At 34.8% G+C, this 25528-nt stretch carries 17 protein-coding genes, 2 tRNA genes and 2 pseudogenes; 13 read left to right on the top strand and 8 right to left on the bottom strand.

The genetic code is table 11. The features are described from left to right. Window positions 1–39 precede the first annotated feature (39 nt). On the bottom strand, window positions 40–1266 hold the full coding sequence (mtaB, locus tag ABLO99_RS03330) for a tRNA (N(6)-L-threonylcarbamoyladenosine(37)-C(2))-methylthiotransferase MtaB (protein WP_047758698.1): 1227 nt from the start codon (window positions 1264–1266) through the stop codon (window positions 40–42). Between the two features lie 236 nt (window positions 1267–1502). Here mtaB and ABLO99_RS03325 point away from each other — a divergent pair, with 236 nt between their 5' ends. Then, complete coding sequence (locus ABLO99_RS03325; protein WP_349968262.1) at window positions 1503–1754, top strand: hypothetical protein; 252 nt, start codon at window positions 1503–1505, stop codon at window positions 1752–1754. A gap of 94 nt (window positions 1755–1848) precedes the next feature. On the opposite strand, the pseudogene ABLO99_RS08665 reads toward ABLO99_RS03325, so the two are convergent. The 3 genes and pseudogenes from ABLO99_RS08665 to ABLO99_RS03315 all read right to left on the bottom strand — a co-directional run. Further along, window positions 1849–2035: pseudogene (locus ABLO99_RS08665) on the bottom strand (hypothetical protein); the annotation flags it as partial. 542 nt (window positions 2036–2577) lie between these two features. Further along, complete coding sequence (fumC, locus tag ABLO99_RS03320; protein ID WP_349968261.1) at window positions 2578–3963, bottom strand: class II fumarate hydratase; 1386 nt, start codon at window positions 3961–3963, stop codon at window positions 2578–2580. Between the two features lie 145 nt (window positions 3964–4108). After that, the gene (locus ABLO99_RS03315) at window positions 4109–6568 is read right to left on the bottom strand and encodes a hypothetical protein (protein WP_349968259.1); all 2460 of its coding nucleotides are present in this window, start codon (window positions 6566–6568) and stop codon (window positions 4109–4111) included. 402 nt (window positions 6569–6970) lie between these two features. Here ABLO99_RS03315 and ABLO99_RS08660 point away from each other — a divergent pair, with 402 nt between their 5' ends. After that, the gene (locus ABLO99_RS08660; protein WP_238580331.1) at window positions 6971–7141 is read left to right on the top strand and encodes a ribose-phosphate pyrophosphokinase-like domain-containing protein; all 171 of its coding nucleotides are present in this window, start codon (window positions 6971–6973) and stop codon (window positions 7139–7141) included. After that, on the top strand, window positions 7142–7330 hold the full coding sequence (locus tag ABLO99_RS08655) for a ribose-phosphate pyrophosphokinase-like domain-containing protein (protein WP_410543403.1): 189 nt from the start codon (window positions 7142–7144) through the stop codon (window positions 7328–7330). Here ABLO99_RS08655 and ABLO99_RS03305 read toward each other — a convergent pair. Then, complete coding sequence (locus ABLO99_RS03305; protein ID WP_349968257.1) at window positions 7287–9878, bottom strand: PD-(D/E)XK nuclease family protein; 2592 nt, start codon at window positions 9876–9878, stop codon at window positions 7287–7289. The two genes, ABLO99_RS08655 and ABLO99_RS03305, sit on opposite strands and share 44 nt — an antisense overlap. A gap of 107 nt (window positions 9879–9985) precedes the next feature. Between ABLO99_RS03305 and ABLO99_RS03300 the strand changes: the two genes are divergently transcribed. The 6 genes from ABLO99_RS03300 to ABLO99_RS03275 all read left to right on the top strand — a co-directional run bounded on the left by ABLO99_RS03300 (window position 9986) and on the right by ABLO99_RS03275 (window position 18528). After that, entirely contained in the window at window positions 9986–12967 is a 2982-nt protein-coding gene (locus tag ABLO99_RS03300; RefSeq protein WP_349968256.1) for an AIR synthase-related protein, read from the top strand. Between the two features lie 87 nt (window positions 12968–13054). Continuing rightward, window positions 13055–13567: a membrane protein gene (locus ABLO99_RS03295; protein ID WP_047758692.1), complete on the top strand. Its 513-nt coding sequence runs from the start codon at window positions 13055–13057 to the stop codon at window positions 13565–13567. A gap of 166 nt (window positions 13568–13733) precedes the next feature. After that, a tRNA-Arg gene (locus ABLO99_RS03290) sits at window positions 13734–13811 on the top strand. Window positions 13812–13893: 82 nt separating this feature from the next. Continuing rightward, entirely contained in the window at window positions 13894–15006 is a 1113-nt protein-coding gene (gene dnaJ, locus ABLO99_RS03285) for a molecular chaperone DnaJ (RefSeq protein ID WP_047758691.1), read from the top strand. A 169-nt stretch (window positions 15007–15175) separates the two neighbouring features. Beyond that, window positions 15176–16810 (top strand): ribonuclease J, encoded by a 1635-nt coding sequence (locus ABLO99_RS03280; protein ID WP_047758690.1) that lies wholly within the window; start codon window positions 15176–15178, stop codon window positions 16808–16810. 467 nt (window positions 16811–17277) lie between these two features. Next, window positions 17278–18528 (top strand): protein TolB, encoded by a 1251-nt coding sequence (locus tag ABLO99_RS03275; RefSeq protein WP_349968443.1) that lies wholly within the window; start codon window positions 17278–17280, stop codon window positions 18526–18528. A gap of 41 nt (window positions 18529–18569) precedes the next feature. Here the strand turns inward: ABLO99_RS03275 and gatC are convergent, their stop codons facing one another. Next, a complete protein-coding gene (gene gatC, locus ABLO99_RS03270; RefSeq protein WP_047758689.1) occupies window positions 18570–18923 on the bottom strand; it encodes an Asp-tRNA(Asn)/Glu-tRNA(Gln) amidotransferase subunit GatC in 354 nt (117 codons plus the stop codon). Then, window positions 18913–19833, bottom strand: a complete 921-nt coding sequence (locus ABLO99_RS03265; RefSeq protein ID WP_047758688.1) for a ribose-phosphate diphosphokinase — start codon at window positions 19831–19833, stop codon at window positions 18913–18915. The genes gatC and ABLO99_RS03265 overlap by 11 nt, the downstream gene beginning before the upstream one ends. A gap of 285 nt (window positions 19834–20118) precedes the next feature. Here ABLO99_RS03265 and ABLO99_RS08650 point away from each other — a divergent pair. Continuing rightward, a pseudogene (locus ABLO99_RS08650) lies at window positions 20119–22113 on the top strand (AAA family ATPase). Between the two features lie 395 nt (window positions 22114–22508). On the opposite strand, the gene tkt reads toward ABLO99_RS08650, so the two are convergent. Further along, window positions 22509–24437: a transketolase gene (gene tkt / locus ABLO99_RS03250; RefSeq protein WP_349968253.1), complete on the bottom strand. Its 1929-nt coding sequence runs from the start codon at window positions 24435–24437 to the stop codon at window positions 22509–22511. A gap of 105 nt (window positions 24438–24542) precedes the next feature. On the opposite strand from tkt, the gene rpsD reads away from it, so the two are divergent. The 3 genes from rpsD to iscX all read left to right on the top strand — a co-directional run bounded on the left by rpsD (window position 24543) and on the right by iscX (window position 25468). Beyond that, window positions 24543–25157 (top strand): 30S ribosomal protein S4, encoded by a 615-nt coding sequence (gene rpsD, locus ABLO99_RS03245; protein ID WP_349968439.1) that lies wholly within the window; start codon window positions 24543–24545, stop codon window positions 25155–25157. A 9-nt stretch (window positions 25158–25166) separates the two neighbouring features. Further along, window positions 25167–25253 (top strand) — tRNA-Leu (locus tag ABLO99_RS03240). A 20-nt stretch (window positions 25254–25273) separates the two neighbouring features. After that, window positions 25274–25468, top strand: coding sequence for a Fe-S cluster assembly protein IscX (gene iscX, locus ABLO99_RS03235; RefSeq protein ID WP_349968250.1), 195 nt, complete (start codon window positions 25274–25276; stop codon window positions 25466–25468). Window positions 25469–25528: the final 60 nt, after the last annotated feature.

Here is a 25528-nt window from a genome sequence, read left to right as displayed (position 1 = left end):
ATAACTACTTATATCATATATTTCTTTTATGTACAAAAATTAAGAAAGAATATTTCCAATTAAATAATTATTTTCTGTTCCTGTAACATGAGCTTTTACAATATTTTTAGCTTGAGCTTTTGATGTAAGTTTTATTAATGCAAAATTTTCTGCTCTACCAACATGATTTTGCTCAGCCAGAACGTTTTGTTTAGTACCGATCAAAGATTGATAAAAATTGCTCATTATTTCCTTATTTATCTCTCTTAGATGCTTTACTCGTTCTTTACGCACATTCTCCGGTACTTGCGGCATTCGTGCAGCAGGCGTGTTTTTCCGCTCTGAATATGGAAAAGCATGCAGGTAAACTACATTTATTTTTTTTAGTAGATCAACTGTATCCTGAAACATTTCGTTAGTTTCTGTTGGAAATCCAGCAATAATATCAGCACCAAATGCTATATTAGGCCTCAAGTTCTTCATTTTATGACAAAATTCTATCACTTGTTCTCTGTTGTGACGACGCTTCATTCTCTTTAGTATTAAATTATTACCAGATTGTAGACTCAAATGTAAATGAGGCATAAGTCTTGACTCATTAGCTATTAAATCCATTAATTCGTTGTCAACTTCAGCAACATCAATAGAGGAAAGTCTTAGTCTCTTTAACTGTGGTATATCCTTTAAAACTCTTCTAATCATTGAACCAAGTGATGGCTTATCAAACAAATCTGTACCAAAGTCAGTAATATCAACACCTGTAAACACCACTTCTTGATACCCATTGTCTATAAAAATCTTAATTTGCTCTATAATACTGTTTATTGGCACAGATCGATTATTCCCTCTTGCCTCAGTAATTGAACAAAATGTGCAGCTATGATTGCAACCATTTTGAATCTCAATAAATGCCCTCGATTTATCTTTAAATCCATTAATCAGAACAGGTTCTACTTGGTTATCACTGACTAAGATTTCATCATTATCTAGTAGATAATTTTTAGCTCTTAGCTTATCTTGATTACCCAGCACTTTACTTACACCAGGAATATCACTATAAGACTTAGGATCTAATTGAACAGCACAGCCAACTACAATAATTTCTTTACTTGGGTCATTTTTATAAATCTTACGTATTTTTTGCTTTACTTGACGCTCTGCTTCGTTTGTCACTGCACAGCTATGCACTACAACAACATTTTCTCTCTTTGCTTTTTTTAACGCTTCTTTGATTAACTCGCTCTCGTAAAAATTTAGACGACAACCAAATGTTATCACTTCATTCATATTCTTTGCTTCAATAGACCTAAATTATATCAAATATCCAAACAAAATGACTATTTTTTGGTAAATAAGTGCTTGCTGAATTATGTGCTGCGTTTAGAGAAATATAGCCAGAGTACTAAATCCTTATCTGAAATGTACCATATAACTATACTGAGTTGTAAATATGACACAAGAATTTAGATTATCTTAGTTATTTCATTGTATAAAGTACTTTTTTATCAATTAAAGAGGACTATATGAGTGAAGCAACTTTTTCTGAAAAAAATCAGCTTTCTAGAGAGGACATAGCAGAGTTAAAAGAACTTATGTGTCTTGAACGAAGTGAAATAAGTCAAAGTGGAGGAATAGGACTACTAGAACTTATAGCTGAACAGGAGCAAATGCTTGAGGATTTAGGGATAGAATCAAAAGAGCTTTTATGTTCTCAGCATACAGGAATGTACGAGAACCTTAGCCAGCCCTATTCTACGGATCTCGAAGTGTTATAATATAGGTTATCATCGTTATTGGATGTCATGTGTATTCTGTTTAAATAACTTGCAAGTGAATTAATAACTGCAAAAGTTGGGGGACATAAGACTTTGAACTGATCTTTGCCCCCAGAGCTTTATTTTGCCTCTCCTCTACTCATAGCACGTAGCTTACCAGTAAACACTATAATTTTGTTGTTTAAAACAGAATCGCTAGAATTGGAGCTCACGGAAAGAATTTGCAGATATGCAGTCAGATTATTTAACATTTTAATGTTGCGTTCCTGAGAAAAAAGGCTTAAGGCCAATGATAAAAAATATTAACCTTAAGCGATATAAATAAAAAGCAGTCCAACAATTTTGCTAAACCCTGAAGCTTACTATACTACCATGCAAATTCATCTATATCCTTTATTACATAAATGTCAGAATAAGCTTCATCCCAAGTTTCTTGGGAATGTTTAAAAAAGCATACGCGTCAAGTTAAGAGAATACGCCCAATATAGCAACCATTTGAGATAGGTATCTTATTTGTTATATTTATTTTTTTGAGAAGTTTTGATCTAAAATAAGATAATTTTTTTAAAAGAGTCTGTAAATTACTAATTTTATCGTTTAATATCTAAAATAATTTTTACCGCTTTTCTTCTTTCTTATGCCACTTTTCCTTAACTTGACGCGTATGGTTCAAAAAAGTGTGTCAAACTGAAAAAAAAGTAATAAATTGATATAAAAAATGGAGGCTTGACACACTTTTTTGAACATTCCCGGCTTTTTCTTTAGCAGTATCTACGATACTTATACTCTAGATCTAGCAGACGAAAGAATAGAGGAGCAGGCACTAATGATTTATCATCTTTTCTGGTTTCACTATCCTTTCAAATTCTTCCTCAGTGAGTAGCTGAAGTTTTACCACTGCTTCTTTTAGAGTGATGTCCTCTTTATAAGCAAGTTTAGCTATTTTTGTTGCATTATCGTATCCTATATGTGTATTTAATATAGTGACCAACATTAACGACTGATTCAGTAAATCCTTTATTCTTTCTTTGTTTGCTTTAATACCAACTACGCATCTTTCTGCGAAATTTAAACTTGCATCAGCTAAAAGTCTTATAGACTGTAAAACATTGTAAATTATCACTGGCTTAAACACATTCAATTCAAAGTGACCATTTGAGCCGCCAATTGTCACAGCAACATGATTTCCCATAACTTGAGCACATACCATAGTTACTGCTTCACATTGAGTTGGATTCACTTTACCTGGCATGATTGAAGAGCCAGGCTCATTTTCTGGTAGCATTATTTCTCCAACTCCGCATCTTGGACCAGAACCAAGTAACCTTATATCATTTGCAATTTTCATCAAACTGACTGCTACTGTATTGAGTGCTCCACTGAGCTCAACCAAAGCATCATTTGCTGCTAGCGCTTCAAACTTATTTTTTGCTGAAATAAACGGAAGATTGGTGATTCCTGCCACTTCTTTAGCAAAATCCTCGGCAAAGCCTTTTTTAGTATTGAGTCCCGTGCCAACCGCAGTGCCACCTTGTGCAAGTTCATATACGTTAGTTGACTTTACTCTCTCTATTCCCTTTTTAATCTGAACCGTATAGCCAGAAAATTCCTGTCCAAGTGTTAGAGGAGTTGCATCTTGCAGATGAGTACGTCCTACTTTTATTATATCTTTAAATTCCTGAACCTTATTATTTAGCGCTTTATATAATTCCTCAAGATTGGGAATAAGCAAGCGGTTTATTTGCTCTGCTACTGCTATATGCATTGCTGTCGGAAAAGTATCATTTGATGATTGACCATAATTCACATGGTCGTTTGGATGCACTGGAGATTTACTACCCAAATCACCGCCTAAAATCTCTATTGCACGATTGCTGATCACTTCATTTATATTCATATTGGTCTGCGTTCCAGACCCTGTTTGCCAAACAACAAGCGGGAATTCGTTATTGAATTTACCGTCTATTATTTCCTTTGCAGCTGTGCAGATTGCGTCCCCTACCCTACTATCTATGCTACCCTGCTTCATGTTAACATGTGCTGCTGCAAGTTTTACTATTGCTAACGCTTTAATCAGAGGCTCCGGCATTTTCTCTGTGCCAATTTTGAAATTTTCCAAAGAACGTTGAGTCTGCGCTCCCCAGTAATGTTCACTTAGTACTTTTACTTCTCCTAAGCTATCTGATTCTATTCTAACTTTTTTATCCATATTTCCTCCTTCTAGTACTTGACACTACATATGTAAATCATATTGGGTTTCAGTGTCAACTGCCTATTATCTTCCAAACTCCATCCATTTCAATACTAGATCTTGTATGTAACTGCCACTGCTATCACTATGGGCATTAACTCAACTACAATTGTCTCAGCTTATTAATACACACATTTGAGGTACTGCTGATGGGACCTAGAGGTGAACTACAGTGATCATCATCATCGCTATTAAATACGCTATTAAAGCTTGAAGATCTAGATTTTTTTTCTGAATCATCAATTTTTTCTGTAAGGTGATAAAACGTTTTTGAATGACTACACAAAGCCTCCTGTTTATTAATAAATAGTTGATTACTCACTGAACTTAACATTTCTACTTGGCTATTTAAGTATTGCACTTTACCGTTTAGCTCTTTTCTTTCTTTATTTATTCTTTCAATTTCCTGAACTTTATTTGCAACTATTTGCATCAATTCCTCAATCTTATTGTCATATTCTTTAAACTTTAATTCCAGTAATGGATGATATTCATTTGTTATTTCTTCTTCTATCTCCTGCCGTAACTGCTCTCTTATTCTCTTAATCTGCTCATCTTTAAGCTCTAGCTCATTCTTTAACCCTTCAAATTCCCACGTTAGCTGATCTGTCTCTTGTTCATCAAATTCCAAATGTGCGTTATGCTCATTTTCTAAGTTTTGTATTTTAGATTTATAACTCGCTATACATTTATCCCTTGCACTTATCATGTGTTCTGCTTCCTCTATCTCTTCCTCTTTTTCAAACTGGTTCAATTTACTTTTCAGCTTCTCTTGTTCTGAATTAGCAATTTTTAGCTTTTTCTTCAGTTCCTCTACCTTTTTTTCCAGTTCATTATTTTTTCCATAAATTTCTTGGATTTTTTGCTCTTGTTCCATAAGCTGAGTTATTCGTTCGTGTGTTTTACTCATTTCTTTCTCAAGTTTTCGTTCTTTTTCTTCATACTCAACTTGTAAATCATTGCACTGCTTTTCTAATTCTTTAATTTTTTGCTTAGCCTTTATGAGTTTCTGTTCTGATTTCATTTGCTTTGCTGCACAATTGCTTAACATTTGATTTTCTTCTTTTAGTGATAATAACTCTCCTTCCAAATCTGATATTTGCTGTTTACTGCTTTCTTTTGTACTATTAATACGGAGTTCTAATTGATCAAATTTGTCTTCGAAACTATACTTTTCTTCTCTCAGTTGATTTAATTCCTCGTGCAATTTTCTTGACTTACTTATCAACTCTTTTTTTTCTGCATTAGCAACTTCCTGCTTTATCTTTAGATCTTTCTTTTCTTCATGAACACTTTCAAGTTCTTGCGCTTTTTCTTGCAGCTCTGTTGATATATTTTCTAGCTTCTCATCTTTTTGTGTTAGTCCAATTTGCAATTTTACGTTTTTTTGCTTCTCTTCTCCAAGTTCATTCTGTAAATCACTATTATGCTTCTCTAACTCCACATTTTTTTGCTTAGCCTCATCGAGCCTATATTGTAAATGGTTCCTCTGCTCGTTTAATTCTCTAGTTTCTTGCTCAGCCTTTGTAAGCTTTTGATCTAATTGTTGTGAGTTAACTTCTGTTTGCACTGCAGCTTCTCGCAGATTAACTTCTGCTTGAATTGCAACTTCTTGCAAATTCTGAATTTCAGCTTGTTGAGAGCCAATTCCCGTTTGAGTTTCAACGTGCTGCACAGCAACTTCTGTCTGAGTTTCAGTGTGCTGTAAATTAACTTCTGTTTGAATTGCAATTGGATGAATCACCTGAGTTGCAATCTGCTGTGGATTAATCTCTGTTTGAGTTGATACGTTGTTGCCGATGAGAGAAAGAATAGAGCTGTTTTTAATATCATTTTCAAGGTCTTTCAGCTTTTCGTCTTGGCTATGTTCGTTATTTTGCAGATTACTAACAGCTGAAGCATTTTTATTCTTTGCCAATAATGCTTTTACAGCATCATGTAGAGAGAGGCCTTGAATATATAATTCCTCATTTTGTCTTATTAATTTCCAAAACTCCTTAGGTGGCGATTCAAAATCTTTACCATTAAACTGCAATACTTCAGTTATACCAGAACTACTTACATTCATAACCATAGTACAGGTAAAAGTTTTCCCATGCTTGTCCTGCACAGGCCAAGTGCTTGTCATTTCATAATATGCGTCCTCTTTAAATTCATAATGTCTTTCCTTACCTTTTCGATAAGCGTATATGTTATGCTTTTTATCGCAATAGATATTCAACTCGCTAATATCCCTTTCTTGCTGCAAGATATCGCTAATTCTTATTGGCTCACTTCTATTGTAATTAGTAAGGTTAATGTTTAACACTCTATTAGCATCTTCAGTCCCTACATAAAAAGCTTGAAGCTCTATGTCTTTCCTTCTAAAATACTTACTTACAGCTTTTTTTGCCTGATTTGCTAATTCTATAAGGTCTTTATACGCTTTTTCATCATTTGCCAAATCCATTAACGAGTCATAAAACTCCCATTTGCCCTGATAGTATTCTTCTAAAACAGTAATGCTATTTTTTCTTTTCAGCTCTGCTAATATGTTTTTTAATATCAGGAATTTTGTTGACATAGTACACCCCCTTTACTACATTGCCCTGGTAATACATCTACTTTAGGAGTGACTAAGCTATCAGAACTCCTTTTATGTTAACCTTTGTAGTTAAATTTAGTTGCATTAGGAGTAACTGCGAGTATCAAACCCGGCCTTAGTTATTTGCTTATTATTCCTCACTACCTATTTGTATTACTATACTAATATTAGCACTACATTTTAGGCTATGCAAGAATTTTTATTGGACGCGAAAACTATAAAGGTGCTACCTTAAAAAGCTTTGGTTTGACCTTGTCTAAAAAAGCGTTAGCAAGATCAATAACATCAGCTCACAACCATCCAGGAGGAAGATTATTTAGTAGAATAAAGCTTCAATCATTCCATGATTTCTGTATAGTTTTAAAAACTCAATGAGTATATATGAAAGCAATAATAGGCGGTGCTAGTAAAGGACTAGAAAATTCAATAGCGAGTGGGCTAAATGTTCAACTATTCCCTACTCGGGTGTTAAGATTTGCCGATGGTAAGGTAAATGTAGAAGTAGCAAATGGTCTACATAATCAAGAAGTATGCGTATTTCTCCACCTGTAAATGATAATCTTATTGAGCTTTTGCTTACAATTGATGCAGCAAAGAGGTCAAGAGAGTACAGCAATTGTTCCTTATTATGAATATAGTAGGCAGGATAGGGTTATTAAAAACAATAATATGCAATCTGCCTTAAGTGCTAAATTAGTTACAACCATTCTTCTATCCTTTCTAGTTGCTTGTAGCTGTTAAATCTTAGGAATTTATTGAAATACGGAGAGGCAATGAAGGGAGTAGTATCTCTTAAATAATTAGATAAGAAATTTGGTAGAATATTCTGAAATTCGTGCATTTTTTGTCTATAATCTTTCAAAGCAATAACCTTTATTTTATCATAATCAAGTTTCCAATAAGCAAGCTCCGAGACTTCTTTTTTTGTTGTGTACTCCACTGCTAAAGCTTGTAAAATTAACTGCGGAAAAAATCCTGACATAACTTCTTCATTGGAAGGGGGTGAACCAAGTTTATAGTCTATAATTGCTACTTGTCCACTTGGTAGATACTCAAGTCGATCGCATCTTGCTGTCAGTGAAATTTCTTCTGTCACTCGAGTAGCTTGACACTGATCATGAAATATTGGATAAGAAAACTCCTTCTCTAACTCGACATGATTGTTTCTCACTTCATCAAATTCGACAAAAGATTGAATTACCCTTTGCAGTCTTACCCACCATATATTTGAAAAGTGGAACTGACTAGACGAGAATACTTCTCGTGCAACACTCATTGGGAATTTTTTGTCACGTAAATATCTTGCAAGAATGTTGTGTACCATAGTGCCAAATTCCAATATCGATGGCTTGAAATTTAAGTCTCTTAATTGTTTAAGGCCCAGTATATATTCAACGTAAAATGAATAAGGATTACGAATTAGCTTTTCTATTGCGCTGCAAGACATTACCTGCATTTTTGCTTGCCTAACTTCAGTTTGAGGTTTTGGCATAGGCTGAGTACATGGAACAATGCACTCAGGTGTATTTAATATTCTTAGCCAATCGCGGTAAGGATATTTTGGTTCTTGTAACAGAACCTCCAAACGGCGCAATAGAATTGATTTTCTATCACTCATTAGCCTCGTAATATAAACCTTACCAGCACCAAATAAATTGCGCAAAGTATACAAAAAATACCCTTGCTCTTCTTGCACAGAAGGAAGGTTGAATTTTTCTCTAGTCAGTGCATTCAAAAACGGATTCTGGAAATTTGGTATATCATTAAATCCAGCAAGTATTACAACTTTATTGTGATATAAGCTAAATTTATAGCAGTTATTTTCTGGAGAAAAAAACTTTCTTTTTAAAAATAATATCAGAATTTTACTATACAACTCCAAGGAACAATCAATTGCTATACCTTCGCATGCGTTCAAGAAATCACGAGTAAAATTACCTATTTCACCATTTAGCTCTGAAAAATTCACATTAGAAAGCACATTAATACACTGCAAATGAGCTGCTACTATATCAGAAATAGGGTGATTTATAAGATTAAGTAGAGAATTAAGTATAGCTTTTAAGCTATTGATAATAATTAATATATCTTCTTTATATTTTAGCTTTCTATGAGCATTGATAGCATTTATAATATCGCTCAGACCGTTTGTACTGAAGCTACGCAATACTTCTATCTCAAACTCAGACAAAATACAAGTGTATTCTTCTTGAGTGTAACCAAAAGTCACTAGACTATGTTTTAGTAGCGAAAGCAGCGCCACACTGTTCCAATTTGAGGTCAAAACTTCAATGCTGTAAAATAGGAGCGTTATACAAGAATAGTTTTTCGATATGGTGCACGCCATACGAGCTGCAAGTAATTTATCAAAGACAAACAAAGAAACATTTTCGTAACCTTCATTCTCTATAATCAGTGACGTCACTTGCGCTTCTTCCTCTCTGGAATCGCAAGTGATGACTTCAATATTGCCAATATGTCCATTACTAACTTTGCTTAGATCGGCAGTTGTATCAAAGACATAGTCAGTTATTTCATTCTCTATAGTGTTCAAGCAGCTAACATCCCTTCTATCCACATTTAAATAATCGAGCAGATCTCTCAGACAATATTGATAGTGTTTTTTATCAAGCAATTTCCAGTCTTTCTCTTTAATTTTCAAATTCAGATTAGGCAAAATTATTTTTCCAAACGGCAGGTCATATATAGCCTTAATTAACGACTTATCCTTTCCAATTCCAACAAAGATTATATGTTGGTCTTCTTGTAAAGAGATTATCATATTGTTTATGTAATCACTCTTATGTTCTAATATATCTACTACTCCTAAATCTTTTAAAATTTTACTCCATGTTTCAATAAGTAAATTTATGAAATTCTCCATTTTCTTTGAGTGCTCATCGAGCTGATAATAATCCGCTATTTGGGTATATTGAAGCAATGATGGCAAACTGCAAGCTAGATCGATTGGAAAATTATCATTGTTTTTTTTATTCCACTTCAATATGAATTGAATCAATAGCAGCATTCTCTTTGTTGGGTTGATAACTTTAACTCTATCAAGATTTAATATTAAATCTTCTTCATCAATATTCTCTAGTGAAACTATCTCTGGCAAAATTATAGCGCTGCAACTCTTGAATGCACTCAGTAATGCTATCACATCCCTCTTGCAGGGAAGTATGATCTTTATTTCAGGAATTTCTTTTCTTTCATATCCAGAAAATATATGCTGGACTAGCACATCGAAAAAGGATGCATCTACGTTAATGGTAAAAACTTTTCCCATGAAAAATGACTATTAGCACGATGCTTTATTGTACAGAAATTATCTAAAATATAAATGTGCTTGCAGTTTCTTATGCTATTATATATTAAAATCTTTCATGACATTACATGACTATCAGAATAGAAGTTTTAAATAAATGTGAGCAAGTTGGCCACAAAAGAGTAGTTAATGTTTACTCGATTTACATAAGCAAAAAATTACCATCAAAATTACATGAAGAAATTTGTGGGCTATTTTATAATAAAGTCATACAAGACTGCCGTTATTATTTCTACAATGAAGATCTTGAAGAAGTTCAATATGACTTCATAGAACCACAAGCAAAGTGGGGCTTGGAGATAAGCTTCTTACCTGGCATTACCGACAATGTAGGCAACACAGCGAAACAAATTGTTAGAGAGTATTTAATAAGCAAAGGCTATGTCGATGAAGATGTTCATATAAAAGCAAGAAGTTCAAAATTGATTCTAAGTCAAGCAACTGAAGACGATATAAAACAAGAGTTCAACCCTATTACTGAGTATTGTACACTTATCTGCAAGAACTACAGCCGGAAATATTATGGTAAATCGAATACAACATCTGGTGTCATCCCAGTGCCCCGACACTGGGATCCAGAAAATTTCAAGCAATTGTATAATGCAAACTGGATTCCAGTGTCAAGCACTGGAATGACAGAAGGTAGGGTTGGGATGACAGAGGATAGTACTAAGTCTGTTGACCTCAACGTGAGTGACCAAGAGCTTGAAAAAATCAGCAGAGATGGAATCGATGGTAATGGCACTTTAGGGCTCTCTCTGATAGCAATGAAAGCTATAAAGGATTACTTTAAAAAGCTCGGTAGGAATCCATATGATATTGAACTTGAGTCTCTTGCACAGACTTGGTCTGAACATTGTAAGCACAACATCTTTTGCTCTTCTATTGATGAAATAAAAGATGGCTTATATGCACATTATATTAAGCGTGCAACGCGTGAGATAAATTCTGACATATGTGTATCAGTTTTCTCCGACAACGCAGGAGGAATAATCTTCGATGACAATTACTTGATTGTAGACAAAGTTGAAACCCACAATAGTCCTTCAGCTCTTGATCCATTTGGTGGAGCAATGACTGGAGTGCTTGGAGTTAATCGCGATATAGTAGGTTTCGGCAAAGGTGCAGAACCTATAATGAACACTTATTATTTTTGCTTTACCAAAGAAGCAAAAGGCAAACTTTATAGAGACAAAGAGCGCACTGATGAAATCTTACCGCCAAAATATATAATGAAAAAAGTGATCCATGGCGTTAATGTTGCTGGTAATTGCTCTGGTATTCCAACGCAACTTGGATCGATATATTTTGATGATAGGTTCTGTGGAAAGCCGTTAGTTTTTGTTGGAAGCGTCGGGATCATTCCACGCAATATAAATAATGCACCTTCACACATAAAAGAACCCAAAAATGGCGATAAAATTGTAATTATTGGCGGAAGAGTTGGAAAGGATGGCATTCACGGCGCAACATTTTCCTCAGAGGCGCTGTCAGGAAGCAGCCCTTCAACAGTTGTGCAAATTGGTGATCCTATAACGCAAAAAAAATTGTCCAATGCAGTTATAGAAGCAAGAGACCTCAGTCTTTACAATGCAATAACAGATAACGGAGCAGGAGGGCTGTCATCTTCTATAGGTGAAATGGGAAAAGATGGATTTGAAGTTGATCTAAGCAAGGTTCTACTTAAAAACGATGATATGGCTCCATGGGAAATATGGATATCAGAATCACAAGAGAGAATGACCTTAGCAGTGCCGAAAGAAAATCTCCTTATGTTCAAGCAGATTATGAAAAAACATGATGTGGAAGTCAGCGTAATTGGAGAGTTCAGCAATAGTGGTAAAGCTATTGTTAAATGTCCAAAAGGGAAAGTAATAATGGATATGGAAACTGAGTTTTTGCATGATGGCAACCCTAAAATGCATTTACAGACAAAGCCGTATTCTAAGGAGCCTGCTGTCATTCCAACACGCAATACAATAAATCAAGAGACTGAGCTAAAAGAAATGCTGAGCAGATCAAACATATACAGCAAAGAGTTCATAGTGGCACAATACGATCATGAAGTTCAGGGCTCGTCAGTGCTGAAACCATTGCAGGGCAAGGGAAGAGTGTGCAGCGAAGCAATTGTTTCAAGGCCGGTTCTTTCTTCAAACAAAGGTGTTGTGAAATCACAGGGGTTTGGCTCAAGTTATGGAGAAATTGACACTTACCATATGGCAGCATGCGCGATTGACATCGCAATACGCAACTATGTAGCTGCAGGAGGAAATATAAATCACTTGGCGTTGCTCGACAATTTTTGCTGGTGTGATGCTTACAATCCAGAAAGGCTTTGGCAACTAAAGAGAGCTGCGGAGGCTTGTTATGATTATGCAACTGCATTTAAAACGCCATTCATATCAGGAAAAGACAGTATGTTCAATGACTTCAAGGGATATGATGAAAATGGCGAGAAAGTGATGATATCTGCACCACCTTCGTTACTCATTTCAGCAATTGGAATTATAGAAAATATTGAAAATGCAGTATCGCTTGATGTGAAAATACCAGGAGACTTAATATACGTGCTTGGAGAAACACTCGATGAACTTGGTAGGTCTGAATATCAGTTATATAGTGGAATAGGTAATAACAACGTACCAAAAGTAGATGCAAAAAAAGCCAAGAAGTTGTATGAGCTCTACAACTTGGCAATAAAAGATGGCATAATTGCCTCTGCAATTGCACCAAATTTGGGAGGATTGGCTGTTGCTTTGGCAAAATCGCTAATTGCAGGTAATCTTGGTGCTGAAGTTGATCTTTCAATAGTGAAAGTAGGAAAAACACAGAATATAGATCTAATAAACAAGATAATAATGTTTTCTGAATCGCAAAGTAGAATATTAGTAACCATTGCTCCGCAAAATCAGCGGAAGTTTGAAAAATTGTTTAAAGGTATAGTTTTTTCATGTATTGGCAAAGTGACAGAAGAGAAATTTCTAAACATAAAGGATATCTTAAAAGTAGATCTGAAAGATTTAGGAAGCAGTTATCGTAGCATAATATAAAATATTTTTTGTATTATGCTTAATAACTCTTTTACTATACGTAATGTTTACTTAGAATAAACGTATATTATTTCTGGGTAGGTAACCATGTCTATTTTATCGATACTCTTGTTTATCAGTCTTTCTTTACTCAACGCTTCAAATAAATTAATGATATGTGCTGCTTTATTTGTGGGAGCTGCTTTAGTTGTCAACTCAATGGTTGAATTTTATGGTAGAAGCAAAGCTACGTACAGCTTAATAGCATGTACAGTGATATGTTGTCTTTTTAAATTACAAAATTTTAGTTTGATGATATTGGTTTTATATACTGCAATTTTAGTCTCTCTTCTCTCAAGCATAATTATTTTTGAAGAACTAAAGTCCAAGTTGAATTTTCATATGGCAAATTTTGTTACTTTAATTATAGCATCAATTATTGATAGTACCGTTGTGTGTGTTGGGCTACTATACAGATTTTCTTCAGGTAAATGTTTATCAATATATATTCGAGATTTAACTTTTAAATTTTCTTATGCATCGATATTGAGTATCTGCTTATTTACAGGAATGTATTTATTCTGCTTAATAAATAAGAAATATTTTAAGATTTCTACATAACTTGTTATATCTAAGTTAATCATAAAATTAAAGTGGCTGGAATTTCAAAATTCTTCTCAAGAGAGCTAATGCAGTTTTTTATAAGTTTCATGTATGGTAAAGGTTTTATTTTTAGCCAAATCAATTGAACTAAACTACAAAACCTGTTAAAGTCAATTTTGTGCAAGCACCCTTAGCTCAGTTGGATTAGAGCATTTGACTACGGATCAAAAGGTCGGGCGTTCAAGTCGCTCAGGGTGCACCATATTTTATAGGAAATAGGAGTCATACTTGAAATTGATATATGCAATACCTATCTTTAAAGGCTAAATACTGAACTATTACATATGAGCAAAAAAGACTACTATGATCTGCTAGAGGTGAGCAGAAATGCTAGTGTTGATGAGATAAAAAAAGCATATAAAAAATTAGCATTAAAATATCACCCTGATAGAAATCCTGGTAATAAGGAAGCAGAGGAAAAATTTAAAGAAGTAACAGCTGCATATGAAGTTCTATCCGATTCTGAAAAAAGAGCAGGTTATGATCGTTATGGTCATGAAGGTGCTTCTAGTGGATTTGATTTCAGCCAAGCTGGAGGGGATTTTAGCGATATATTTAATGATTTTTTTGGTGGGGGATTCGGTGGTGGTACAAGTAGGTCAAGAGCAAAAAGAAGTACGACAGGAATATCTGGAGCAGATCTGCGCTACGACCTTGAAATTACCTTAGAAGAGGCGTTTAAAGGAATACAAGCACCTATACTTTATGTAACAAATGTAAAATGTAATACATGTCAAGGCACAGGTAGCGAAGGAGCAATAAAACCAGCTCAGTGCCACACATGCCAGGGAAGCGGTAGGATTAGGGCTCAACAAGGCTTTTTTACCATTGAAAGGACGTGCACTACATGCTATGGAGAAGGAGAATTAATACAAAATAAGTGTAAGAAATGCGGTGGGAATGGACGTAAAAGAGATGAAATAAATATATCCGTTTCAATTCCAAAGGGCATAGAAGAGGGAGCTAAAGTAAGGGTAAGCGGTAAAGGAGAAGCTGGAACAAGAGGTGGAAAAAGCGGAAATTTATATGTATGTGTGAAAATAGCTCCTCATCAAATCTTTACTCGCAATAGAGCAGATTTACACTGTAAAGTGCCTATAAGAATGACACTAGCAGTACTTGGCGGTGAAATTGATGTCCAATCAATTGATGGAACTAAAATAAAAGTAAAGGTCCCTGAAGGCACTCAAACCGGTACTAAACTACGTTATAGGGAAAAAGGTATGCCATATATGAACTCACATATTCGTGGCGATTTATACGTACAAGTAATAGTTGAGACTTTAAATCCAAAGAATTTAACTCAAAAGCAAATTGAGCTATTAAAAGCGCTTGAAGAAGAAAATGCAAGTGTGCAACAATCCGAAGGATTTTTTGGAAAAGTAAAAAAAAAATGAGAAATCTGTTAGATGACATAAAGAAATAGCTATTTACACTTAATTCTTTTTAGCAATTTGAAAGCCTTCTCTTTTAGTAAAAAGATTTCTTAAAGTTATGCAAAAGTGATAAATTTCTTTATTTAAGGTCGAAGTTTTGCTATCCTCACATTTTAATAATTTAAAATTAATGAACATAAACAAAAATGAGTTTTTATTTCTTCCACTTGGAGGAGTAGGAAGAATCGGGATGAATGTTAGCCTATATCATTACCAAGGCAAGTGGATTATGATCGACCTTGGTGTTGGTTTTGCAGATGAAACTATGCCAGGTGTTGAGCTGCTCATTGCTGATATAGATTTTATTGCTCAAAGAAAAAAAGATTTGCTTGGAATAATAATTACACATGCACATGAGGATCACTGTGGTGCAGTACCTCATCTGTGGGAAGAGTTGCAATGTCCCATATATACAACAAAGTTTACGGTTAATTTTCTCAAGGAGAAACTAAAGGAATTTCGATTGGAAGGTATAGTGCCTATGAAAGAGGTGGACATAAATGGCAGTATAAATTTTGGTCCTTTCACTGTTGAATTTATAAACATAACTCATTCAATTCCTGAGGCAAATTCAATATTAATTAGCACTGAAGTAGGTAGTGCGCTTCATACTGGAGACTGGAAATTTGATCCAAAACCTGTTGTTGGATTAACTTCTAATATAGAGCGTCTAAAAGAAATTGGCGATAAAGGTGACCTGCTTGCAGCAATTTGCGATTCAACCAATATATTAAGCAAGCATCACCCTGAGTCAGAAGGTGAAATTTATAATAATATTTATAACATAATAAAGCGGTCTAAAAAATTGGTTGCTGTGTCGCTATTTGCTTCAAATGTGGCGCGAATTGAGACTATCGCTAAAGCTGCACAAGCACTAAATAGGAAGGTGGTTTTACTTGGTAGATCCTTGTGGAGAATAGTGAAAGTTGCTCAAGATAGTGGTTATTTAACTGATTCTCCTGAGTTTCTAGAAGCAAAGGAAGCAGTAAATTTTCCAAGGGAAGAACTGGTGCTACTTTGCACAGGTTGTCAAGGTGAGCCACTGGCAGCAACCTCAAGGCTTGCTAATAAGAGTCATCAAGCATTTAAAATGCAGCAAGGTGATACAATGATTTTTTCGTCAAAAATCATTCCTGGCAATGAAACTCGTGCACATAACATGCTCAATGCCTTTATTGAGATGGGAGTAGAAGTTGTTATTGAAAAAACAGAGAATGTTCACGCTTCCGGACATCCAGTAAAAGCAGAGCTAAGGGAAATGTACTCTTTGATAAAACCTAAGATGTCTATTCCGGTTCATGGTGAGTATATTCATACGGATGCACATGTAAAGTTCGCTAAAGAGTGCGGTGTGAAAAAAGCAATAATGATTGCACCAGGTGATATTGTTAATTTGAAGAACGGAGAAAAAGTTGATTCAATCGATGTTGACTACTTTGGTATTGATGGTATGTTGCTGCGTCATCCGGAGTGCAGTGTTATAAAAATGCGTAAGAAAATGAGAGATGCTGGAGTTATCGTAGTGACAGCAGTCGTAAACAAGAAAAATAAATTGCTTGCTAAGCCAAAAGTATTTGCACCAGGTGTTTTCGAAGCGCAAGAAGATGCAGCCATTATGCAAAAGATCATAGAGAAGGTTGAGTCAGCATTTAGCCCACAACCGATAAAAAAAATAAGAAATAAGATTGAAAGTTCAATATTTAGTATCTTAAAGGAATATTTACTAAAAAGACCTATAATTGAAGTCCAGATAGAACAGGTATAGAAATATACCTCTTTTTTTAACCATTATTTGAGTAAGAAGTTAACAATGTATTCTTTGATGTTATTTCAGCACGCAATACTGGAATCCGTAAAAACAAATCAGTGTCAAATCACACAACTATACGAACATTGTGATTTGAGTCTACCAGAAGGGTGTCATCCCAATGCCCAGGCATACAACTGCACGAACATTGTAGTTTTAGAGCAATCTCCACCAGGAGAATGTTATCCCAGTGCCCAGACACTGGGATCCAGTTTTTCATGCAACCTTGTCAAAGACGTTTGTTTTAGCATAAAACAGCTACTTTTATGTTTGCCATCTCAGTGCGCTTACTTGCAAAATTTCTGATGTCATTCCAGTGTCAAGCACTGGAATGACATCAGAAATTGATTTACTCTATTGTCGTGCAGTTTAACTTCAAAAATAAACTATTTGCTGAGATGACAGAAAGTAATGCAAGAAATCTAATGAAGCTATTCGTTCAGTTGGTGTTATTTATTTCGTTATTTATTCCTTATACCACAAAAGCTGTTTTATATGTTGATATAAAAAAAAGCAATATTGGTAATATTGATCTTGTTGTATCTAAATGTGCATGCAAGACAGAAGTGGAAAACAAACTAAGTGAAAGCATCACAAAGGTAATTGAAACAAATCTATCTAATAGTGGCTTATTTAATGTAAAATATGGCATAGAGACTTGGAAAAGCGATACCATAGTCACAGTAAGTTTAAGTGAAGTATCAAACAGAAATTTAGAGCTATCGTTTCGTTTATTTGACAGTTTTACAAAAAGAGAATTGCTTACTCAGTCGGTTGTTTTTCCAGCAAAAGACTGGAAGAAAATTAGTCATCTTGTTTCAAATGTGATACATGATAGATTAATTGGCGAGAAAGGTCACTTCAACACAAAAATCACGTATATTGCTGAAGAAAAAGATAGCAATTACAAATCTGTGCGTAAAGTTGCTGTGATGAATCAAGATGGAAGTAATATAAGATACTTAACAAATGGTGATAAATTTGTGTCAACACCGAGATTCTCACCAAATGGAAAGGGTATTGTTTATATCTCATACACAAATGGTAAAAGTTATATAATATTAAAAAATTTAAAAGATAACACTGAATCAATAATCAGCGCATTTGAAGGAGTTATTTCTGCACCAAGATTTTCTCCTGATGGTAAATCTCTTTTAATTTCCCACTCATTGGGTGGTGAAACGAATATATTATCTCTAGACTTAAGTAGTAAACGAACAAAAAAAATTACTAAAGGTTCAGCTATAAGCACTTCTCCCTCTTTTTCTCCAGATCAAAAGTATATGGCTTTTAGCTCTGATATAAGTGGGAGTCAGCAACTGTACGTTATCGATTTTACTAACAAAAGTAAAAAACCTAAAAGAATTAGTTTTGGAAGTGGAAGATATGCTACGCCTGTTTGGTCGCCAAAAGGAGATCTGATAGCTTTTACAAAGATTCAGTCAGGAAAATTTTACATAGGAGTTATGAAGCCAGATGGCAAAGAAGAACGTCTGCTTTCAGAGGGGCATAAAATTGAATCTCCGGCATGGCTACCAAATGGTAGAGAAATCATTTTTACAAGAACAGAATCACCAAGCAACTCTAAACTATATTTAGTAGGCTTAGTAAAGAAAAATCAAAAAATGGTTTCCACTCCCACAAATGCTTCTTTACCGGATTGGTCTTATTTTTGAAGGTAGATCTATTATAGATTTGATATGAGCCTTATTTTACCTTAATCGTTTATAACCTTTGGCACTACGAAATACCCATGCTCAGGTTTTGTATTGGACAATATCTCTTCTTTAATGTTTTGAGAATTTATAACATCATCGCGTACATGAATGTCCTTGTCTATACTGCCATAACGCATAGGAGAAACACCTTCAGTATTAACTTTCAACAAAGTATCATGTATCCAATCCAGCATTGTCAGTTCTTTAGAATAGTACTTAATCTCATCATCGGATAACTTAATCCTCACAAGCTGTGCAGTTTTAAGCATTTCTTCCCTAGTAATTGTTATTTTTCTCTTGTTTGCAAATTCTATTAGCGAAGTGATAACATCTTCTGTTGACCTAGCTGACACTTTTACCTCCTTGCATGAAGCAAATTAAAATATTTGCAATTGAAACAACTTTTATCTTATCAGTTTTTTCGAATTTGTGAAGTACAGTATCCGTAATTACTAATTTATCCAGAGAAGAGGAAGAGATTTTTTCAACTGCATTACCTGAAAGTATGCCGTGTGTAATGCACGAAACTACAGACTTTGCTCCTCGGTCTTTTAAAGCAAGGGCTGCATTACATAATGTTCCGCCAGAGTCAACTATATCATCAACAATGACGCAATTTTTATTTGCAACCTCTCCGATTACATTCATTACCTGAGATGTACCTGCTTTTTCTCTATATTTATCTACTACAATAATATTATTATCCAACTTGTATTTTTCCTCTAAAATCTTTGCAAAAGCACGAGCTCTGCCAATTGCTCCAACATCAGGCGCAACTATTGCCAAATTTTCCTTGTATATAGAGTTAACAAATACTTCAAAACAGATTAGATTAGTAACTGGTATATCAAAAAAACCTTCAATTTGACTTGAATGCAAATCAATAGCAGCAACACTATTTGCACCCGCAGTTTGAACAAGATTTGCAGTTAATTTAGCACTTAAAGCAGATTGCATATTATTGTTTTTAATAACCCTATCCTGCCTACTGTATCCGTAATAAGGAATAATAGCCGTTATTCTCTTAGCTCCAGATCTCTTTGCTGCATCAATTGTAAGCAGAAGCTCCATAAGGTTATCATTTACAGGGGAAGAAAGAGATTGTACTACGTATACTTCTTGATTACGTAGATCATTTGCTACTTCTACATTTACCTCACCATCGGCAAATCTTGACACCTGAGTAGGGAATAGCTGAGCATGTAGACCACTTGCTATTGAATCTCCTAATCGTTTACTAGCGCTACCTATTATTACCTTCATATATACCAATTAAGTTTTGAAAATTATACAGAAACCATGGAATGATTAAAACTTTATTCTTGCCGCCAAGTGGATCATAGAAACGAAAAAGTTGCTACAAAACATTTCACCATTCCTTATCATGCAACTCATTCTCACAAAGATACGTACTGTTTTTCTGCTTAAAAATAAAGTAAATTTTTTGTGATGCTGAGCATTTTCTATAATTTCTCATTAAATTTATAAAAAATTTGATAATTGTTAAAATATAGACTAAAATGTTTATATATTTAATGAAGAAACAAAATGAATTTTAGTAAATTTGCTCAAGGCGACTCTCTTGAGTTGCTACTTGAAAAAATAGCCGTAAGTGAATTAGTAAGCTTTTTACAGAGCAGTCCTAATATTACAAAGCTTAGTTTAAAAATCTGTGATATTGGTGATGAAGAAATAAAAGCTTTAGCTAATGGTAATCTTATAAACATTACTTCACTTAATTTGCAATCGAATAAAATTGGTGATGAAGGAGCTAAAGCTTTAGCTAATGGTAATCTTATAAACCTTACTGAACTTGATTTGCTTGGTAACAAAATTGGTGATGAAGGAGCTAAAGCTTTAACTAATATTAAAAAACTTACTTTGTGTCGTTTAGATAATAACAATACTAGCATTAAAGGTAAAGGAGATTTTGATACAATGAGCTTGATAAATGAACAAGGTGGCTCTCCAATAGAAATCTTTGATCCAACTCAATCGGAAAGTAAAACAACACTTGATGAGATTATAATTCCAGAAAGCTTGAGAAAGGAGCTAAACAAGATCCTTGATTTTATTCCAGAAGAAAATAAAGCATTACTTCAAAAGACAGGTTACAAACCAGAAAAAGGCTATCTTTTTTATGGTCCACCTGGAAATGGTAAAACCAAAATTGCTCGTGCAATTGCATGTCAAGCTAACGCAAAGTTTATTAGTGTTTCTGCCCCTGAATTTCTGAAATCGTATATTGGTGCAGGTGAAGCGCACGTAAGAAAACTTTTTAAAGAGGCAAGAGCAAATGCTCCTTGCATAGTTTTTATAGATGAAATTGATTGTATTGCTACAGAACGTGGTAGCGGTGGTAGTTCTAGTCATGCTCAATTATGCGACAGCCTTGTGAATCAGTTTTTAATCTAGCTCGATGGTTTCAACCCACTAGAAGGTGTAACAGTAATTGCTGCAACTAATCGTAAAGATGTTTTAGACAAAGCGTTTATTAGGCCAGGCCGTCTCTCTAATCATATTGAAATTCCTTTGCCAGATAAGACCCAGCGTGAGAATATATTGAACTTGTATATAAGAAAATTCAAAGATAATGAAAAGTTGAAAGTTACAGTAGATACTAAAAAACTTGCAGATAAAACTGATGGTTTCTCGGGAGCTGAGTTAGAAAATTTAATAAATAGAACAGCATGGGATATTATATATCATTCTAACATTAAAGAAGGAAAAGTCACTATTAGTATGAGTAACTTCATTAAGGCAATTAATGATCTTAAGAGGAAGAAATCTCAAGAGCCTGAAGGTAAGCAAGTTAATGGTGATCTAGAATTACTTAATAGTCCTAAACTTGTCTTACCCAATTGTAGCAGTGATGTTCATATTGATAATGCAGATAATGTAGAAAGTCATAGCTCTGCAAATAGTAGTTCAGATGTTGTAGGTACTCTACAGCAATGGAGTAAAATAGCAGCTGCGAAATTTGGGGATATACAAACTCAAATTAACGTTCTAGAGGAAAAATACGATGAAAAATTTGAAGAACTTGACTCTAGGAACAGTGACTTAGAACAAGGCCTAGATTGTGTAAGAAAAGAATTAACTAAAACTCAATGTACTAAAGAACACACTCAATTAAAGGATAATCTAAAGACTATCACTGAAAAATATACTCAACTACAGAGTGAATTAGAGAGTATGGTAACAACCGAACTCAAGAAACATGAAAGCACACTAGAGAATCGTGTTGAAAATCTACAAGAACAATTTGAAGGTAAAAATAAAGAGCTAAATAGTAAATATGAAAAATTCTTAGGAGCAAGCAACAATAGTAAAAGGCAAGGTAGTTACGCCTCTATTTCTTTTGTATTATCTGGAGCATCTGCTGTTGGTGCAAGTTTGACAATGTTTCATTTAGCAATGTGTCTTTCATTCGCTGTAGCTGCATTAATTTTTCTTGCAGCAGGATGTTACTGTTTGTATAAGGCAAATACAACACTTAGTAATGTTGAAATTGATCAAACTCAAACTATACTGAGTTTTTAACTGCTTAAATGGTTTTTAGGGTTTTAAATCTGTACCTGTTTGGCAAGTTAAAAAGTTCTTGCTGGTGCTGTAGCTTAAATTAGAGAAAATGGCAGAAGTGTAGAGTAAGGTAGCTTTTGATTAATAATTTAAGATATTTTTTTAAAAAAAATTACCTTTCTTGACGCGTGTGAACACTCCCAAATTTTTTATAGGTTTGACTTCACCTGATTTACAAATAGAAATTGGTTGAGTGTTTGCCATTTATTCTTATAAACAGCATTTTGCCTTTTTTAGCACGTAGCAATTCTTGAATTCTATGATATTATTTTTTGTAACATTGTTATACACATCATAATAACGGCACTGGCCGAGTTCATTAAGTAATTTTATGCGCAGTGGAATGACAAAAAGAGTTATTCGCACACACATTTTACTATATGATCTACACTGATATTAAAGTGCTTGTAAAGCGCTTCATAAGGTGCTGATTCTCCAAAATTTTTCATGCCAATAAATATACCATTTGAGCCTATATATTTATGCCAACCCATTTCACTTCCAGCCTCAATTGCAACTTTAATACTGCCATTATTTAATATCGTTGCTTTATACTCATCAGTTTGCTCGTCAAAAAGCCTCCAGCATGGCATAGAAATGACCCTTGTACCTACACCTTTTTCCTGTAATTTTTCTCTTGCCTCAACTGCAATCTCAACTTCAGATCCGGTAGCAAATATCGTCACTTCTAGCTTCCCTGAATATTCGCATAGGATATATGCACCAAACTTCGATAGATTGGTAGATTGGTAAGCATCAAAGTGCATGTAATTGACATTCTGCCTTGAAAGCGCAAACAGTGCAGGTGACTCTTTCTTTTTAAGTGCAATGTTAACGCACTCCAAAGTTTCAACTGCATCAGCTGGCCTAAAAACATATAGATTTGGTATAGCTCGCAAAGAGGCTAAATGCTCTATTGGCTGATGAGTTGGACCATCTTCTCCTACTCCAATTGAGTCGTGAGTCATTACATATATAACCTGCTGTTTCATCAAGGCTGAAAGACGTATAGCAGGGCGGCAGTAGTCGGAAAATACTAAGAAAGTGCCACCATAAGGAAGAATCCCACCATGAAGAGCCATACCATTCATACAAGCTGCCATAGCGTACTCTCTCACTCCATAGTGGACATAAGAGCCACCATAATTATTACTATCTATTGCCTGCATGTGCTTATATTTAGTACAATTTGAACCGGTAAGATCAGCAGATCCACCAATTAATTCTGGCATAGACTCGGTTAATAGTTCCATTACTCTGCCAAAAGAAGATCGAGTAGCTTCGTTTGGCATTAGCTCACATATTTGTTTCTTCAGGTTAGCCGAATCACTCTCGATGTTATCTGGCAAACGTTTCTCAAGTCTTCTTTGCAGTTCTTCACTGGTCAAGGATACATAGTTTTGTTTTGCTCTCTCAACTGTTTCCATCCAGGCGGTTTTTACATCTTCTGGCACATGAAATGGCTCGTAATTCCAATTTAATTTTTCTCTCATCTGGTTTATATCTTCCTCTGTAAAAGCACCACTATGAGCAGAAGATGTGCCAGCACGGCTTGAAAATTTTCCGATAATGGTTTTGCAACAGATTAGTGTAGGTTTATCAGACTTTTGCGCCTGCTCTATTGCAAGGGATATGGCATCAAAATCATGCCCATCGGTTTTATCAACATTCCATCCATATGCCAAAAAGCGTTTCTCAACATCATCAGAGCAAGAGAGGCTAGTAGTACCGTCTATAGAGATGTCATTGTCGTCGAAGAGTGCTATCAACTTATTTAATTTAAGATGTCCAGCAAGTGATGCCGCTTCATGGCTTATGCCTTCCATAAGACAGCCATCTCCTAGCATTACATAAGTGTAGTGATCAATTCCAAACTGCTTTTCAAGAATCGATTCAGCAAGTGCCATGCCAATAGCAGTGGCAAACCCCTGACCAAGCGGGCCTGTTGTTGCTTCTATTCCGGAAGTTAAGCCAAATTCTGGGTGACCTGGAGTTTTGGATGTAAGTTGCCTAAAGTTTTTTAGCTCATCTATACTAATATAGCCTGTCATATATAATATAGAGTATTGCAACATTGAACCGTGACCATTTGATAGGACGAAGCGATCTCTACTAAACCATTTAGAATCATCAGGGTTATGATTTAGATACTTAGCAAATAAAACAGTTGCAACATCTGCCATGCCAAGTGGCATGCCTGGGTGTCCAGAATTTGCTTTTTGTACTGCATCAATTGATAAAAAGCGGACAGCATTCGCCATGGATTCTAGTGGTAAATGATTCATAGAAAAACTTAAAAGTGAAGTATACTATATCATAGTGGCAAAAACAAGTTGACACTTAATGCTAAAATCATTAATAATTTAGAGTTAGATTGTGAGAATTTTTGTATGACAACTACTATTGAGAGAAAGTCCAGAATTTGCCGCAGGTATGGTGTAAATTTATGGGGTAGAGCAAAAGATCCGGTAAATAAGAGAAAGTACCCTCCAGGTCAACATGGTATTCTTGGATACAAGAAGTTATCTGACTTTGGTAAGCAATTTGCCGCACATAAAAAATTTAAATTCTACTATGCAATTTCAAGCAAGCAGCTTAGGCGTACGTTTTTAGATGCTTACAAGAGAAAGGGTTATACGGCTGATAATTTTATCGGTGCCCTAGAATCAAGGTTAAGTTCTGTTTTATATCACTCTGGTTTTGTGCCAACAATTTACTCAGCAAAACAGCTTATATCTCATAAACATGTCACAGTTAATGATAAGGTAGTTAACATATCAAGTTATCGAGTGAAGCCCGGTGATATAGTAAAAATAAGGGAAAGAGCAGCAAAAATTCCTATAGTAGTAGAGGCTGAACAAAAACCAGAGCACAAAGCTCCAGATTATTTAGAGGCAGATAGTAAAGCACTTTTAGTGAAATATTTGAGAGTGCCTCAATATTCTGAAGTTCCCTATTCAGCAGACATGGAAGTCAATTTAGTAGTAGAATTCTATTCTAGATAGATAAAAAAGGCCCGTGTGGCGGAATCGGTAGACGCAGCGGACTTAAAATCCGTGGGTTTTGCGACCTTGGGAGTTCAAGTCTCCCCGTGGGCACCAGTTTAATTGATTGAAAAAGTATGAAATGGCTTGATATAGAAGATATTGCAGAAGCTCTAGAAGAGAAATTTCCAAGCGAGGATATAATTAGCATTAGATTCACTGAACTCAAAAGAAAGGTCTTGGGTTTAAAGGAGTTTGATGATGATGAAAAGCATTGTAACGAAAAAATACTAGAGGCCATTCAAGCAGCTTGGATTACAGAAAGATCTTAGAAAAACATAGTTCAGACATAACTGCATGAACATTATGGTATACGGTAAAAAATAATCTTA

This window comes from Wolbachia endosymbiont of Armadillidium arcangelii (assembly GCF_040207875.1).
GTDB lineage: Bacteria > Pseudomonadota > Alphaproteobacteria > Rickettsiales > Anaplasmataceae > Wolbachia.
This window is presented reverse-complemented; position numbering and strand designations above follow the sequence as displayed.

Excerpts from the sequence above, each read along its gene's own strand:
- ABLO99_RS03325 (WP_349968262.1), top strand. The coding sequence starts at position 1,503 with ATGAGTGAAGCAACTTTTTCTGAAAAAAATCAGCTTTCTAGAGAGGAC.
- dnaJ (WP_047758691.1), top strand. The coding sequence starts at position 13,894 with ATGAGCAAAAAAGACTACTATGATCTGCTAGAGGTGAGCAGAAATGCT.
- ABLO99_RS03305 (WP_349968257.1), bottom strand. The coding sequence starts at position 9,878 with ATGGGAAAAGTTTTTACCATTAACGTAGATGCATCCTTTTTCGATGTG.
- tkt (WP_349968253.1), bottom strand. The coding sequence starts at position 24,437 with ATGAATCATTTACCACTAGAATCCATGGCGAATGCTGTCCGCTTTTTA.
- ABLO99_RS03275 (WP_349968443.1), top strand. The coding sequence starts at position 17,278 with ATGAAGCTATTCGTTCAGTTGGTGTTATTTATTTCGTTATTTATTCCT.
- mtaB (WP_047758698.1), bottom strand. The coding sequence starts at position 1,266 with ATGAATGAAGTGATAACATTTGGTTGTCGTCTAAATTTTTACGAGAGC.
- ABLO99_RS03300 (WP_349968256.1), top strand. The coding sequence starts at position 9,986 with ATGACTATCAGAATAGAAGTTTTAAATAAATGTGAGCAAGTTGGCCAC.
- ABLO99_RS03265 (WP_047758688.1), bottom strand. The coding sequence starts at position 19,833 with ATGAAGGTAATAATAGGTAGCGCTAGTAAACGATTAGGAGATTCAATA.
- ABLO99_RS03315 (WP_349968259.1), bottom strand. The coding sequence starts at position 6,568 with ATGTCAACAAAATTCCTGATATTAAAAAACATATTAGCAGAGCTGAAA.
- iscX (WP_349968250.1), top strand. The coding sequence starts at position 25,274 with ATGAAATGGCTTGATATAGAAGATATTGCAGAAGCTCTAGAAGAGAAA.
- ABLO99_RS08655 (WP_410543403.1), top strand. The coding sequence starts at position 7,142 with ATGATAATCTTATTGAGCTTTTGCTTACAATTGATGCAGCAAAGAGGT.
- fumC (WP_349968261.1), bottom strand. The coding sequence starts at position 3,963 with ATGGATAAAAAAGTTAGAATAGAATCAGATAGCTTAGGAGAAGTAAAA.
- ABLO99_RS08660 (WP_238580331.1), top strand. The coding sequence starts at position 6,971 with ATGAAAGCAATAATAGGCGGTGCTAGTAAAGGACTAGAAAATTCAATA.
- ABLO99_RS03295 (WP_047758692.1), top strand. The coding sequence starts at position 13,055 with ATGTCTATTTTATCGATACTCTTGTTTATCAGTCTTTCTTTACTCAAC.
- rpsD (WP_349968439.1), top strand. The coding sequence starts at position 24,543 with ATGACAACTACTATTGAGAGAAAGTCCAGAATTTGCCGCAGGTATGGT.
- ABLO99_RS03280 (WP_047758690.1), top strand. The coding sequence starts at position 15,176 with ATGAACATAAACAAAAATGAGTTTTTATTTCTTCCACTTGGAGGAGTA.